The sequence below is a fragment of the Pseudomonas sp. CFSAN084952 genome (assembly GCF_009648855.1).
GTDB classification, from domain to species: domain Bacteria; phylum Pseudomonadota; class Gammaproteobacteria; order Pseudomonadales; family Pseudomonadaceae; genus Aquipseudomonas; species Aquipseudomonas paracarnis.
The window spans coordinates 6,075,294-6,090,485 of record NZ_CP045767.1; the positions used below are offsets into that span (position 1 = coordinate 6,075,294).

Annotated in this window: 11 protein-coding genes; 10 read left to right on the top strand and 1 reads right to left on the bottom strand. The window is 61.1% G+C overall.

The features are described 5' to 3' along the window. The first annotated feature begins 38 nt into the window (after positions 1 to 38). The 9 genes from dnaB (at position 39) to GH769_RS27690 (ending at position 14,085) form a co-directional block, all read left to right on the top strand. Positions 39 to 1,436: a replicative DNA helicase gene (gene dnaB / locus GH769_RS27650; protein ID WP_003188079.1), complete on the top strand. Its 1,398-nt coding sequence runs from the start codon at positions 39 to 41 to the stop codon at positions 1,434 to 1,436. Positions 1,437 to 1,620: 184 nt separating this feature from the next. After that, positions 1,621 to 3,924 (top strand): YgiQ family radical SAM protein, encoded by a 2,304-nt coding sequence (locus GH769_RS27655; RefSeq protein ID WP_003188080.1) that lies wholly within the window; start codon positions 1,621 to 1,623, stop codon positions 3,922 to 3,924. Between the two features lie 201 nt (positions 3,925 to 4,125). Next, positions 4,126 to 5,058, top strand: a complete 933-nt coding sequence (locus GH769_RS27660) for a hypothetical protein (protein ID WP_014716676.1) — start codon at positions 4,126 to 4,128, stop codon at positions 5,056 to 5,058. Then, a complete protein-coding gene (locus GH769_RS27665; RefSeq protein WP_014716677.1) occupies positions 5,055 to 5,504 on the top strand; it encodes a hypothetical protein in 450 nt (149 codons plus the stop codon). The genes GH769_RS27660 and GH769_RS27665 overlap by 4 nt, the downstream gene beginning before the upstream one ends. A gap of 166 nt (positions 5,505 to 5,670) precedes the next feature. Further along, complete coding sequence (locus tag GH769_RS27670; RefSeq protein ID WP_014716678.1) at positions 5,671 to 6,591, top strand: hypothetical protein; 921 nt, start codon at positions 5,671 to 5,673, stop codon at positions 6,589 to 6,591. Continuing rightward, positions 6,588 to 7,037, top strand: coding sequence for a hypothetical protein (locus tag GH769_RS27675; RefSeq protein WP_020301625.1), 450 nt, complete (start codon positions 6,588 to 6,590; stop codon positions 7,035 to 7,037). The genes GH769_RS27670 and GH769_RS27675 overlap by 4 nt, the downstream gene beginning before the upstream one ends. Before the next feature lie 187 nt (positions 7,038 to 7,224). Then, positions 7,225 to 10,515, top strand: coding sequence for a DUF2126 domain-containing protein (locus GH769_RS27680; RefSeq protein WP_032904041.1), 3,291 nt, complete (start codon positions 7,225 to 7,227; stop codon positions 10,513 to 10,515). Between the two features lie 193 nt (positions 10,516 to 10,708). Next, the gene (locus GH769_RS27685) at positions 10,709 to 13,195 is read left to right on the top strand and encodes a circularly permuted type 2 ATP-grasp protein (protein WP_032904039.1); all 2,487 of its coding nucleotides are present in this window, start codon (positions 10,709 to 10,711) and stop codon (positions 13,193 to 13,195) included. Next, positions 13,195 to 14,085, top strand: coding sequence for a transglutaminase family protein (locus tag GH769_RS27690; RefSeq protein ID WP_019818297.1), 891 nt, complete (start codon positions 13,195 to 13,197; stop codon positions 14,083 to 14,085). Before GH769_RS27685 ends, GH769_RS27690 begins: the two co-directional genes overlap by 1 nt. A gap of 131 nt (positions 14,086 to 14,216) precedes the next feature. Here GH769_RS27690 and GH769_RS27700 read toward each other — a convergent pair whose 3' ends face one another. After that, positions 14,217 to 14,399: a hypothetical protein gene (locus tag GH769_RS27700; protein ID WP_032904038.1), complete on the bottom strand. Its 183-nt coding sequence runs from the start codon at positions 14,397 to 14,399 to the stop codon at positions 14,217 to 14,219. Between the two features lie 333 nt (positions 14,400 to 14,732). Between GH769_RS27700 and azu the strand changes: the two genes are divergently transcribed. Then, positions 14,733 to 15,179 carry an azurin gene (azu, locus tag GH769_RS27705; RefSeq protein ID WP_014716684.1) on the top strand — a complete coding sequence of 149 codons (447 nt, stop codon included), beginning with the start codon at positions 14,733 to 14,735 and terminating at the stop codon, positions 15,177 to 15,179. The last annotated feature ends 13 nt before the right edge of the window (positions 15,180 to 15,192 follow it).

A 15,192-nucleotide genomic window follows, 5' to 3' on the forward strand; every position in this document is an offset into this window, starting at 1 on the left:
CCTTTTGTTTTTCTACACACCCCAAATTCCAAGTGGCCATGAACGAAATCTCCGCTCCTGAGCAATACGATCTGCAAACCGCTGCCCTGAAGGTGCCGCCGCATTCCATCGAGGCCGAACAGGCCGTGCTCGGTGGCTTGATGCTGGACAACAACGCCTGGGAACGCGTGCTGGATCAAGTCTCGGACGGTGACTTCTATCGTCATGACCACCGCCTGATCTTCCGCGCCATCGCCAAGCTGGCCGACCAGAACTCACCGATCGACGTGGTAACCCTGGCCGAGCAGTTGGACAAGGAAGGCCAGACCTCCCAAGTGGGTGGCCTGGGCTACCTCGGTGAGCTGGCGAAAAACACGCCGTCCGTCGCCAACATCAAGGCCTATGCCCAGATCGTCCGCGAGCGCGCCACCCTGCGCCAGTTGATCGGCATCAGCACTGAAATCGCCGACAGCGCCTTCAACCCCGAAGGCCGCACTGCTGCCGAGATCCTTGACGAAGCCGAGCGGCAGATCTTCCAGATTGCAGAAGCACGGCCCAAGACCGGCGGCCCGGTCAGCGTCAACGACCTGTTGACCAAAGCCATCGACCGCATCGACACCCTGTTCAACACCGACGCGGCTATTACCGGTATTTCCACCGGCTACACCGACCTCGACGAAAAGACCAGCGGCCTGCAGCCGTCCGACTTGATCATCGTCGCCGGCCGTCCGTCGATGGGTAAGACCACCTTTGCGATGAACCTGGTGGAAAACGCCGTTCTGCGCAGCGACAAGGCGGTGCTGGTGTACTCCCTCGAGATGCCAGGTGAATCGCTGATCATGCGTATGCTCTCGTCTCTTGGCCGTATCGACCAGACCAAGGTGCGTTCCGGTCAACTTGAGGATGACGACTGGCCGCGCCTGACCTCGGCGGTCAACCTGCTCAACGACCGCAAGCTGTTTATCGATGACACCGCCGGTATCAGCCCGTCCGAAATGCGCGCGCGTACCCGGCGCCTGGTGCGTGAGCATGGCGACATCGCCCTGATCATGATCGACTACCTGCAGTTGATGCAGATCCCCGGTTCCAGTGGTGACAACCGTACCAACGAGATTTCTGAAATCTCTCGTTCCTTGAAGGCGCTGGCCAAGGAATTCAACTGCCCGGTGGTAGCGTTGTCCCAGCTCAACCGCTCCCTGGAGCAACGTCCCAACAAGCGTCCGGTGAACTCCGACTTGCGGGAATCCGGAGCGATCGAGCAGGACGCCGACGTGATCATGTTCGTGTACCGCGACGAGGTGTACCACCCCGAGACGGAACACAAGGGCATTGCCGAAATCATCATCGGCAAACAGCGGAACGGCCCGATCGGGTTTATCCGGTTGGCGTTCATCGGCAAGTACACGCGTTTCGAGAACCTGGCGCCGGGTAGCTACAACTTCGACGACGACGAGTAGTTTCAAGCACCTGTAAGGGCCTCATCGCAGGCAAGCCAGCTCCCACATGTGGAATGCGCTCTCCTGTGGGAGCTGGCTTGCCTGCGATGGGGTCACCACAATTCCGACTACTACCGTCGGAATTGGTCAAAATTTGTGCTATATTCCGCGCCCGCGATTTTTCATCTTCACACCGGTCACCGTCATGCAAACAGCCAAGCCGTTATTTGACTATCCCAAGTACTGGGCCGAATGTTTCGGTCCTGCGCCATTCCTGCCGATGAGCAGGGAGGAGATGGATCAGCTTGGCTGGGATTCGTGCGACATCATCATCGTCACCGGTGATGCCTATGTTGACCACCCATCGTTCGGCATGGCGATCATCGGCCGGCTGCTGGAGTCCCAGGGCTTTCGCGTCGGGATCATTGCGCAGCCGAACTGGCAGTCCAAAGACGACTTCATGAAGCTCGGCGAGCCGAACCTGTTCTTCGGCGTCGCGGCCGGCAACATGGACTCGATGATCAACCGCTACACCGCCGACAAGAAAATCCGCTCCGACGACGCCTACACCCCCGGCGGCATGGCTGGCAAACGCCCCGACCGTGCAAGCCTGGTGTACAGCCAGCGTTGCAAGGAAGCCTACAAGAATGTACCGATCGTACTCGGCGGCATCGAAGCTTCCCTGCGCCGCATCGCCCACTACGACTACTGGCAAGACCGCGTGCGCAACTCGATCCTGATCGACGCCACCGCCGATATCCTGCTGTACGGCAACGCCGAGCGGGCCATCGTCGAAGTTGCCCAGCGCTTGTCGTGGGGCCACAAGATCGAAGACATCACCGATGTGCGCGGTACTGCGTTCATTCGCCGTGACACGCCGGCGGGCTGGTACGAAGTGGACTCCACGCGCATCGACCGTCCGGGCAAGATCGACAAGATCATCAACCCGTATGTGAATACCCAAGACACCCAGGCCTGCGCCATCGAGCAGGAAAAAGGTCCAGTCGACGATCCGGAAGAAGCCAAGGTTGTGCAGATCCTCGCCAGCCCGCGTATGACCCGTGACAAGACCGTGATCCGCCTGCCATCGGTGGAAAAGGTCCGCGGCGACGCGGTGCTCTATGCCCACGCCAACCGCGTGTTGCACCTGGAAACCAACCCAGGCAACGCCCGTGCCTTGGTGCAGAAACACGGAGAAGTGGACGTGTGGTTCAACCCGCCGCCCATTCCCATGACTACCGAAGAAATGGACTACGTGTTTGGCATGCCTTATGCCCGCGTACCGCACCCGGCGTATGGCAAGGAGAAGATTCCGGCCTACGACATGATCCGTTTCTCGGTGAACATCATGCGTGGCTGCTTCGGCGGCTGCACCTTCTGCTCGATCACCGAGCACGAAGGCCGCATCATCCAGAACCGTTCCGAAGAGTCGATCATTCGCGAAATCGAAGAGATCCGCGACAAAGTGCCGGGCTTCACCGGCGTGATCTCCGACCTCGGCGGCCCGACGGCGAATATGTACCGCATCGCCTGCAAAAGCCCGGAAATCGAATCCGCGTGCCGCAAGCCATCGTGCGTGTTCCCTGGCATCTGCCCGAACCTGAACACCGACCACTCGTCGTTGATCCAGCTGTACCGCAGTGCCCGTGCGTTGCCGGGTGTGAAGAAGATCCTGATCGCTTCCGGCCTGCGCTACGACCTGGCCGTCGAGTCGCCGGAGTACGTCAAAGAGCTGGTCACCCACCACGTCGGTGGCTACCTCAAGATCGCCCCGGAACATACCGAGGAAGGTCCGCTCAACCAGATGATGAAGCCGGGCATTGGCAGCTATGACAAGTTCAAGCGCATGTTCGAGAAGTACACCAAGGAAGCGGGCAAGGAGCAGTACCTGATCCCGTACTTCATCGCCGCCCACCCCGGCACCACCGATGAAGACATGATGAACCTGGCCCTGTGGCTCAAGGGCAATGGCTTCCGTGCCGACCAGGTGCAGGCGTTCTACCCGTCGCCGATGGCCACCGCCACCGCGATGTACCACTCGGGCAAAAACCCGCTGCGCAAGGTCACCTACAAGAGCGACGCGGTGACCATCGTCAAGAGCGAGGAGCAGCGCCGCCTGCACAAGGCGTTCCTGCGTTACCACGACCCGAAGGGCTGGCCAATGCTGCGTGAAGCATTGACCCGCATGGGCCGTGCCGACCTGATCGGGTCGGGCAAGGACCAGTTGATCCCGCTGCACCAGCCGTCCACCGACAGCTACCAGAGCGCCCGGCGTAAGAACTCGACGCCGGCCGGCAGCCATAAGGTCGCCAAGGAAACCACCACCAAGATCCTCACCCAGCACACCGGCCTGCCACCCCGTGGCAGCGACGGCAGCAACCCGTGGGACAAGCGCGAGCAAGCCAAGGCTGCGGCCCAGGCGCGCAATAAGCAGGCGGCCAAAGAGCGCAGCGATGCGGCCAAGGGCAAGGGCGGCAAGCCTACGCGCAAGCCGGTTGTGCCGCGTTGATCGACGCCTGAAATGCAAAACGCCAGCCTCGTGCTGGCGTTTTGCTTTCTGGTCGGTGGTGAGTCTGTTTGGTAAGGTGGCGCCCATTAGATTGCTGTCGCAGGCAAGCCAGTTCCCACACTTGGAACGCATTCCCCTGTGGGAGCTGGCTTGCCTGCGATGAGGCCGGTCTGGGCACTCTCAATTTCAAGGAAGAACACTATGGGCAACCCCTTGCTCAACATCGGCATGGACTCCAACCGCTCCCAATTCATGGCGCGCCAGCGCATTGAAAGCCAGATCAACCTGCCGCGGCTGTTCGCCGTCATTGACGCCGACCCCAGCATCGTCGGCGCTGGCGTGGTGTACATCGACGCCGACTTCAACGTGATCACCCTGCGCGAATTCAAGCCCATCTGCAGCATCAAACCCAAGCGCGTCATTTTGCGCGAGGCGCAGAAGTACATCTCGCCGGCGCAGTTCGTCGAGCAGGTGAAGACCGACCCCCGTGAAGGGCGACTCCAGAAGGAGGCCTTTGATATGGGGCTTTCCTGTGGGGCTGCGGTGATCGGTTGGATCGTGGTGTTCAGTGGCAGCGTCGCCGTACCCTTCACCGCCGGCGCCAGTGCTTTTGTGGTGGGTATTGGTGTCACAGCGGCGCTGGCCAGCAGTGCTCAGTGCGGGTTTGGCGTGGCCCGTACCTATAACGAGATCCTTGACCCAGATGCCAACGACCGCATGGACGACGCCCAGTGGTATGGCGCGGTGTCACCGATTCTCGATGCCGCGTCGTTGGTCGGGATCGGAACGGGAGCCTTCACCACATTAAGGCTACTCAAGGCCAAAAAAGCCGCTGCGTTGGGCAAGAGCTGGTATGAATTGCTCAAGGGCTTGAATCGCCAGGAGCGCAAGAAGTTGACCCAGGAATTGCTCAGTCTCAAAGACCCAAGCCTGACCCCCAAGTTGCTCAAGTTGCAGCAGCGCGCCGGCACGTTGCCCAAGCGCTACAGTTCCACGGAAATTCGTCATGCCACGCTCACCCAGCTCAAGGACGCCTTGGGCGGCATGTTGGGTATCTGGGGCAGCTATCGAACCGGTCACGTTGGCTCGGCATCGACGCTTGCCATTGGCCTGTATGAGGAACTGACGGAATGAAGGGGTTTCCCGATAGGCGCAGTTTCCTTGCGCGTTATTTTCCGGTGTTCATGGGCACCATCTTCATGGCAATTTTCTCTGGTTCGGTGGCTGTCTCCACGGCGGGCGTGACCTATTTGCGCGGTGTTGAGCCGGCGCTCAAGGCCAACTACTCCGGGGCTGCAATCCTGGTGCTGGTGGCAGTGCTGGTGTTTGGCAATGTGATGATTGCACGCGGGTATCCCTGGGCGACCCGGCTGGTGGCGGGCTACCTGGTGTGTTGCCTGCTGTTCGTGTTGCCGATGATTCAATACGGCCTCAATACCCTGGTGTACGGCTCGGCGGTGCTGTTTCCGCTGCTGGGCTTGCTGCTGCTCAACAGTAAGCGCCATCGTGAAATGCGCCAGCGGTTACTCGAAATACGTCACCTGCGTCGGGCGGTGATTGCGCAACGCAAGGCCCGTTGATTAGGTAGGTTTATTGGCGGTAGGTGGCCTGTTTGTTAGGGTGGCGCCCATCAGATTGCTATCGCAGGCAAGCCAGCTCCCACAGGGGAATGCATTTCAAGTGTGGGAGCTGGCTTGCCTGCGATGAGGCCGGTCTGGGCACTTTCAATGTCAAGGAAGAACACTTATGGGCAACTCCTTGTTCAACATCGGCATGGATTCCAACCGCTCTCAATTTATGGCGCGCCAGCGCATCGAGAGCCTGATCAATCTGCCACGGCTGTTTGCGGCCATCGATGCTGACCCCGGCGTTGTCGGTGCTGGCGTGGTGTATATCGATGCCGATTTTAATATCGTCACTCTGCGCGAATTCAAGCCCATCTGCAGCATCAAGCCAAAGCGTGTCATCCTGCGCGAGGCGCAGAAATACATCGCGCCGACACAATTCGCTGATCACGTAGTAAACAATCCACGGGAATCCAGGCTGATCGGCGAGGCCGTAAATACCGGAATCTCTTGCCTGGGTGCTGTCATCAGTTGGGCTGCGATTGCCAGCGGTACTATTCTGGTTCCTTTCAGTGCCGGCGCGAGCTCAGTCATTGTGGTGGTGGGGTACGCGGCCGCAGGCGCGAGTTCGCTCCAGTGCTTCAATGGCATTGCCCGAACGACCCTTGAGGTGGCCAAGCCTGAGGTAAACGATTGGCTCGACAGTGAAGGCTGGTACCAGAATGCATCCATTGTGCTGGACGCGGCATCGTTGGCCGGTGTGGGCGCTTCAGCCCTGACGACGGTCAAGCTGGTCAAGGTCGCTAAGGCATCGACGGGCAAGAGCCTGCGGGAAGTGCTACGCGGCTTGAACCGTCAGGAGAGGGCCAAGCTGACCAAGGAACTACTGAGCATCAATGATCCCAGCCTGACCTCGAAGATGCTCAAGCTCAGGCAGGCATCGGGTGAGCTCTCCAAGCGTTTCACCCCGACGCAACTCAAGCAAAGCACCAGTACTCAGATCAAAGATATCCTGGGAGCGACCGTCGGGTTCGGAGGCAGCGCCTACTCTGGGAACGTCAATACCATTGCGATAGGCTTGTACGAGGAAATAAACGAATGAGTGAGCTGATGACGCTGCGCGACTTCTTCAGGCGTCACTTCTTGACGTTTCTGGGCGGCGTATTTGCTGCGTACTTTTCGCTGGCACTTGCAGTGGCGCTGGCTTTCGTTACCTATTTTCGTGATGCGCCCCTTGCTCAAGTCGGGCTCAAGATCCTGGTCGCAGGTGCATTGCTTATCTTGTTGACGGTCCATAGCAACTTTATGATCCTGCGGGGCAAACCTTCATGGGCATGGGTGATGGTCGCCATCTACGCTGCCTGTCTGTTGTTTGTGCTCCCCATGATTCAGTACAACCCACACAGGGTTCTCTATAGCCTGTCGCTGATTTTCCCGCTGTTCGGCCTGCTGGTGCTCAACAGCAGCGGGCAGCGAGAGATGCGGGCAAAACTTGTGCAAATCCGTCAACTGCGCCAAGCCCTGAATACCAGGCGTACTACGCCTTAACTGGGTAGATTCACCACCTGCACTCAGCCCGGCGCTACAAATGTGTGCAGCGCCTGCACCATAGCCGCAACGTTGGCGCTGTTTTGGTGCTGTACTGCACCGGGCCTGACGTTTTAGTGCAATGACTGCTGCTGTGGCATAAGTCTTGCGCGCGTTGTGCTTATGCCCTGGCTCGCAGGAGGCCGCCGTGTCGATTCATGTCGCGTTGCACCACGTTACGCATTACCGCTACGACCGTGCAGTTGAACTCGGCCCGCAGATCGTGCGGCTACGCCCGGCGGCCCATAGCCGTACGCGGATACTGTCCTACGCGTTGAAGGTGTTGCCCGAGCAGCATTTCATCAACTGGCAGCAAGACCCCCAGGGCAATTACCTGGCGCGCCTGGTGTTCCCGGAAAAGACTGACGAGTTGCGCATTGAAGTCGACCTGGTCGCCGAGATGGCGGTGTTCAATCCGTTCGATTTTTTCCTGGAGCCCTACGCCGAAAATATCCCGTTCAGCTACGCCGCCGATGAGCAGCGCGAGCTGGCGCCGTATCTGGAAACCTTGCCGCTGACGCCAAGGTTGGCTGCGTACCTGGCCGGTATCGACCGCACGCCGCTGCCTGCTGTGGATTTCCTGGTCGGCCTCAACCAGCGCCTGGCCGCCGATATCGGTTACCTGATTCGCATGGAACCGGGCGTGCAAACTCCGGAATTTACCCTGGAAAACGCATCCGGCTCTTGCCGCGACTCGGCCTGGTTGTTGGTGCAATTGCTGCGCAACCTCGGATTGGCGGCGCGATTTGTCTCTGGTTATCTGATTCAACTGACCGCCGACGTCAAAGCCCTCGACGGCCCGTCCGGTACCGAGGTGGACTTCACCGACCTGCACGCCTGGTGCGAAGTGTATTTGCCCGGCGCTGGCTGGATTGGCCTGGATGCCACGTCCGGGTTGTTCGCCGGTGAAGGGCATATCCCGTTGGCCTGTAGCCCCGATCCATCGTCCGCCGCGCCCATCAGCGGGTTGGTGGAGCCGTGCGAATGCGAGTTCACCCATGAGATGTCGGTGGAGCGCATCTGGGAAGCGCCACGGGTGACCAAGCCCTACACCGAAGAACAATGGTTGGCGATCCAGACCCTGGGCCGGCAGATCGACGGCGACCTGCTCAAGGACGACGTACGCCTGACCATGGGCGGCGAGCCGACCTTCGTCTCTATCGACGACCCAGACGGCGCCGAATGGAACACCGCAGCCCTGGGCCCGGACAAGCGTCGCCTGTCCGCCGAGCTGTTCCAGCGCCTGCGCCAGCACTATGCGCCCAAGGGCCTGGTGCATTTCGGCCAAGGCAAGTGGTACCCCGGGGAGCAATTACCACGTTGGTCGCTCAACTGTTATTGGCGCCGCGATGGCGTGCCGATCTGGCACAACAGCGCGCTGATCGCCGATGAGCAAGAGGACTACGGCGCCGATGGGGTGATGGCCGGGCGTTTCCTGGCCAGCGTCGCCGAACGCCTGAAACTGCCGGCGCGCTTTGTGTTCCCGGCGTTCGAAGACAATTTCTACTACCTGTGGCGCGAAGGGGCGCTGCCCCAGAACGTCACTGCCCAAGACCCGCGCCTGAGCGACGACCTGGAGCGTGAGCGCCTGCGCAAAGTCTTCAGCCAGGGCCTGGATAAAATCATCGGCCAAGTGCTGCCGCTGGCACGGACTGCGGCCAATGACCGCTGGCAGAGTGGGCGTTGGTACCTGCGCGACAACCATTGCCGCCTGGTGCCGGGGGATTCGCCGCTGGGCTATCGTCTGCCGCTCGCTTCGCAGCCCTGGGTGACGGCGGCGGAGTATCCGTTTGTGCATCCGACCGACCCTAACCAGGATCAGCCGGAGCTGCCGACCAGCGCCCAGTTGCAAAACCATGGCGAGCCCGCGCCGGGTGATGAGCGTGTGCCCAAGGTCGACGAGTCCGCCGACTGGCTGACCCGTACCGCGTTGTGTGCCGAAGCACGCGAAGGGCGCCTGTATCTGTTTATGCCGCCGCTGGAGCGCGTCGAGGATTACCTGGAGCTGGTGGCTGCCATTGAGGCCACCGCCGAAGAGCTGCATTGCCCGGTACTGCTGGAAGGCTACGAGCCGCCAGCGGATATGCGCCTGAGCAATTTCCGCGTCACGCCAGATCCCGGTGTCATTGAGGTCAACGTACAGCCATCCGCCACCTGGGACGAGTTGGTGGAACGCACCGAATTCCTCTACGAAGAGGCACGGCAAACCCGCCTGACCACCGAGAAGTTCATGATCGACGGGCGCCATACCGGCACCGGTGGCGGTAACCACTTCGTGCTCGGCGGCGCGACGCCCAAGGATTCGCCCTTCCTGCGCCGACCGGACCTGCTGCGCAGCCTGATCAGCTACTGGCATAACCACCCGTCGTTGTCCTATTTGTTCTCCGGCCTGTTTATCGGCCCCACCTCCCAGGCACCCCGGGTGGATGAGGCGCGCAACGATGCGCTGTATGAACTGGAAATCGCCTTCGCGCAGATGCCGGCACCGGGCGAGGAGTGCCCGCCGTGGTTAGTGGATCGCCTGTTGCGCAACCTGCTGATCGACGTGACGGGCAATACCCATCGCGCCGAATTCTGTATCGACAAACTCTACTCACCCGACGGCGCCACGGGCCGACTGGGCCTGCTGGAACTGCGCGCCTTTGAAATGCCGCCCCATGCGCGCATGAGCCTGACCCAGCAGTTGTTGCTGCGAGCGCTGGTCGCGCGGTTCTGGCGCGAGCCCTATGCGCCGCCGAAGCTGGCGCGCTGGGGCACTGAACTGCATGACCGTTTCCTGTTGCCGCACTTTATCGAGCAGGACTTTGCCGACGTGATCGTCGAGCTGAACGCGGCTGGTTACCCGCTGCGAGCCGAATGGTTCGCGGCGCATCTGGAGTTCCGTTTCCCCAAGGTGGGCGACTACGCCGTCAGCGGTATCGAACTGGAACTGCGCCAGGCCTTGGAGCCTTGGCATGTGCTGGGCGAGGAGGGCGCAGTGGGTGGCACGGTGCGCTATGTGGATTCGTCCCTGGAGCGCCTGCAAGTGAAGTTGAGCGGGTTGCCGCCGCAACGTTACCTGCTGACCTGCAATGGCGTGCCGGTGCCGCTGCAACCGACCGGCCGCGTCGGTGAGTTCGTGGCGGGGGTGCGTTATCGCGCCTGGCAACCGGCCAACTGCCTGCAACCGACCATCCCCGTGCATGCGCCGCTGGTATTTGACCTGCTCGACACCTGGATGCAGCGTTCGTTGGGCGGCTGCCAATACCATGTGGCGCACCCGGGCGGGCGCAATTACGACAGCCTGCCGGTGAATGCCAATGAGGCGGAGAGCCGGCGCATGGCGCGGTTTTTCCGCTTGGGGCATAGCCCGGGCAAGCTTGTGGTGCCGACTGTAACGGTAAACGATGAGTTGCCAATGACCCTGGATTTGCGGCGTTTCACAAAAAATAAGGAATGAACATGATCCAAGTGTGGGAGGGCTTTTGTGGCGAGGGAGCTTGCTCCCGCTGGGGTGCGAAGCGCCCCCAATAGCAGGCGACTGCTGCGCAGTCGAGCGGGAGCAAGCTCCCTCGCCACAACAAGCCAGCTCCCACATTGGATCGTAGTGAATTTGAGTTAACCTGACTTCCCTTGCCTCTGCCGAGCGTTCCATGTCCGACTTGCTCGACCGTTACCCGCTCACCGCGGGCACCTATCACGAACTGCTGGACGCCAGCGGCGCGGTGCGTGCCCATTGGCGGCGCTTGTTCGATCACCTGCAACGCAGCACGCCCGCACAACTGGCCCAGCGCCAGGCGTTGCTGACGCGCCAGATCCAGGAAAACGGCGTGACCTACAACGTCTACGCCGACCCCAAGGGCGCCGACCGCCCCTGGGAGCTGGACCTGTTGCCCCATGTGCTGGCGGCCGAGGAGTGGCAGCAACTGTCGGCCGGCATCGCCCAGCGTGCGCGCCTGCTCAATGCGGTACTGGCCGACCTGTATGGCCCGCAGCGCCTGATCAAGGAAGGCTTGCTGCCCGCCGAACTGGTGTTCGGGCATAACAATTTTCTGTGGCCGTGCCAGGGTATCCAGCCGCCCGACGGTGCGTTCCTGCATCTGTACGCGGTCGACCTGGCACGCACGCCGGATGGCCGCTGGTGGGTCACCGCCGACCGCACCCAAGCCCCGTCGGGCGCCGGCTACGCCCTGGAAAACCGCACCATCGTGTCCCGCGCCTTCCCGGACCTGTACCGGGATATGCAGGTGCAGCACCTCACCGGTTTCTTTCGCACGCTGCAGGAGACCCTGGCGCGCCAGGCCCCTGGCGATGACCAGCCGCCACTGATCGTGCTGCTCACGCCGGGGCGTTTCAACGAAAGCTATTTCGAACACCTGTACCTGGCGCGTCAGCTCGGCTACCCCTTGGTAGAGGGCGGCGACCTCACCGTGCGTGACAGCACTGTGTTCCTGAAAACGCTCAGCGGCCTGCGCCGGGTGCACGCGATTATGCGTCGCCTTGATGATGATTTCTGCGACCCGCTGGAACTGCGCACTGACTCGGCGCTCGGCGTGCCGGGCCTGCTCGACGCCGTGCGTCAAGGCAACGTGCTGGTGGCCAATGCCTTGGGCAGTGGCGTGCTGGAGTCCCCGGGGTTGCTGGGCTTTTTGCCCAAGATCAACGAATTTTTGTTCGGTGAAGCCTTGATCCTGCCGTCGATTGCCACCTGGTGGTGCGGTGAAGCGCCGGTGCTTGCCGAAGCCTTGGAAAAACTCCCGGAACTGCTGATCAAGCCGGCATTTCCCTCACAAAGTTTCGCTCCGGTGTTTGGTCGCGACCTTGACGACGAACAGCGCCAGGCCCTGGCCGAACGCATGCGTGCGCGGCCCTATGCCTATGTCGCCCAAGAGCTGGCGCAACTGTCTCAGGCGCCCGTATGGCACACCGTGGATGACCACCTGCAACACCGTGCCATTGGTATGCGTGTCTACGCCGTGGCCAGTGAAGACGGTTATCGGGTACTGCCTGGCGGCCTGACTCGCGTGGCGGCCGACGCCGATGCCGAGGTGGTGTCGATGCAGCGCGGCGGGGCGAGCAAGGACACCTGGGTGCTCGGTGAGCGCGCGCCGGGTGGCGAGCAATGGCGCGCCCAACGCACCATTGGCGCCTATGACCTGGTGCGCCGCGATCCCTATTTGCCCTCGCGCGTGGTGGAAAACCTGTTCTGGTTCGGTCGTTACTGCGAGCGCTGCGACGACAGTGCGCGCTGGCTGCGTATCGTACTGGCGCGGTATGTCGATGGCGACGATCCGCTGGCGTTGCAGGCCGCCGTCGAACTCGGCGAAAGCCTGCGCCTGTTGCCGGAGGAGGGCGAGCTGCCGGAGCGCCTGCTCGCCGCCTTGCTGGGTGATGACTGGCCTTCAAGCCTGCGCGCCAATTTGCAGCGCTTGCAGTGGGCGGCGTCCCAGGTGCGCGGCAAGTTGTCCCGGGAAAACTGGCAGGCCCTGGTGGAGCTGCAACGCGAAGCCATGGAACTGGAAAGCGACACTGCAGACTTTGGCGAACTGCTCGACTTTCTCAACCGCCTGGTGATGTCCCTGGCGGCACTGTCCGGGTTTGCCCTGGACGACATGACCCGCGATGAGGGCTGGCGCTTCTTGATGATGGGCCGGCGTATCGAGCGTCTGCAGTTTCTGAGCAGCAGCCTAGCGGCGTTCCTGCGTGGCGTGGCCGTGTTCGATCAGGCCGGGCTGGAATGGTTGCTGGAGCTGGGCAACAGCAGCATCACCTACCGCTCGCGCTACCTGGCGGTGCCGCAGTTGATCCCGGTGCTCGACTTGCTGCTGCTCGACGAGCAGAACCCCCATGCGGTGCTGTTCCAGCTCAAGTTGGTGAGCCGCACCCTGCGCCGTCTCAATGATGATTTTGGCGTGCCCCGTGAAACCGGGCTGGTGCCTTTGGTCGAGTGCCTGGCGCGTTTTGACCTGGGCTGCCTGGAGGACGGCCTGTTTGGCGAAACCAGCGTGCGTGCCGCGCTGGACGGCCTGGCCGACTTGCTGCAAGCGGTGGCCGATGAAAGCGGGCAGGTGTCGGATCGCCTGGCGCTGCGCCATTTTGCCCACGTGGATGATGTCAGCCAGCAAACGGTTTCGGTGTAATGAGCGCGCGCTATCAGATTTTCCACGATACCCATTACCACTATGACAGCCCGGTGTCCCTGGCCCAGCAACTGGCGCACCTGTGGCCAAGGCCGTGCGCCTGGCAGAAGTGCACCTGGCAGCAGTTGGATATTAGCCCGGAACCCACCTCGCGCCGCGACGAACTGGACGTATTCGGCAACCCGATCACTCGCCTGGCGTTCGAACGGCCCCATGATGAATTGCTGGTGAACGCCGGACTCACTGTAGAAGTGCTTTCGCGACCCGCTCTGGACTTCCAGCGGTCGCCGCCCTGGGACCACACCCGCGACAGCCTGACCTACAGCAGCCAGGCCTTGAGCGCCGAGCTGATCGAAGCCTGCCGCTATCGCTTCGAGTCGCCCTATGTCCATCTGAAGAAAACCTTCGTCGAGTTCTCCGAAAGCTGCTTCCCGCCCGGCGAGCCTTTACTGCTGGGCACGCAGGCATTGATGGAGAAGATCTTCAGCGAATTTACCTTCGATGCCGAAGCCACCCAGGTCGCCACGCCGCTGGTTGAAGTGCTGGAGCGCCGTCGTGGCGTGTGCCAGGACTTCGCTCACCTGATGCTTGCCTGCCTGCGTTCCCGTGGCCTGGCGGCGCGCTATATCAGCGGCTACCTGCTCACCCAGCCACCGCCCGGCCAGCCACGGCTGATTGGCGCGGATGCTTCCCATGCGTGGGTTTCGGTGTTTTGCCCGGTATCAGGCTGGGTGGATTTTGACCCGACCAACAATGTGCAGCCGGCGCTGGAGCACATCACCCTGGCCTGGGGCCGGGACTTTTCTGATGTGTCGCCATTGCGGGGGGTGATTCTGGGGGGAGGCAGCCACGACCCGGAGGTGCGGGTGACGGTGATGCCGCTGGAATGAAAAACGATCATTCCCACGCTCTGCGTGGGAATGCCTGCTGTGACGCTCTGCGTCACCCTTGCGCTGGCTTCAAGCCTGGTGCGGGACGCGGAGCGTCCGGGGCTGCATTCCCACGCGGAGCGTGGGAACGATCATTCAGCTGGGTCTTTCGGGGTTTCGGTCTCGTCAGTTGCCGCTTCACCTTCGGCATCCGGGTTCAGCGCGCCGGTTTCTTCCTCTGCAGCGGCTTTCTTGCGTTGCAGCTTTTCCTCTTTCTTCTGTTCCTTGGCCAAGTCTCTCTGACGTTTGGCGAAGGAGTAATTAGGTTTGGCCATGGGCGATCCTCTAGGGTCGAAGGTGAGGGTGGGCGGCGCGCAGCTGCCTCGGGTCGTCATGGTAGCAGCTTCAGGGGGCCCTTTGCTTTCACTTACCGCAGGCGTAGGCAGCCAGAAGGCCGTTGAACAGGTGATTGAGGTGCATGGCATGAACTCCCGTGAGTGATGGGCCGATCATAATCAGGGTGCGGCAGTTTGGCTGGTTGATTGTGTTGATGAAGCTGATAGCCTAAAGTTGTATACAATCTGTTGATTCAGATCATAAGAACTCAAGCCTGATTGAGGCACCCTTACCGCAATCCGCGTTTTTAAAACCCTGCCTTGGAGATTCACATGTTTGCCAAACTCGTTGCTGTTTCCCTGCTGACTCTGGCGAGCGGCCAGTTGCTTGCTGCAGAGTGCAAGGTCACTGTCGACTCCACCGACCAAATGTCGTTCAACACTAAAGCGATTGAAATCGACAAGAGCTGCAAGCAGTTCACCGTTGAGCTGACTCACTCGGGTAACCTGCCCAAGAACGTGATGGGCCATAACTGGGTGCTGACTACCGAAGCCAATATGCAACCGGTGGCAACCGACGGCATGGCTGCGGGGATCGACAAGGATTACCTGAAAGCCGGTGATGAGCGCATCATCGCCCACACCAAGATCATCGGTGCCGGCGAGAAAGATTCGGTGACCTTCGACGTCTCCAAGCTGAAGGCCGATGAGAAATACAGCTTCTTCTGCTCGTTCCCAGGCCACATCTCGATGATGAAAGGTGCTGTGGTTCTGAAGTAAGACCGCGTTATCG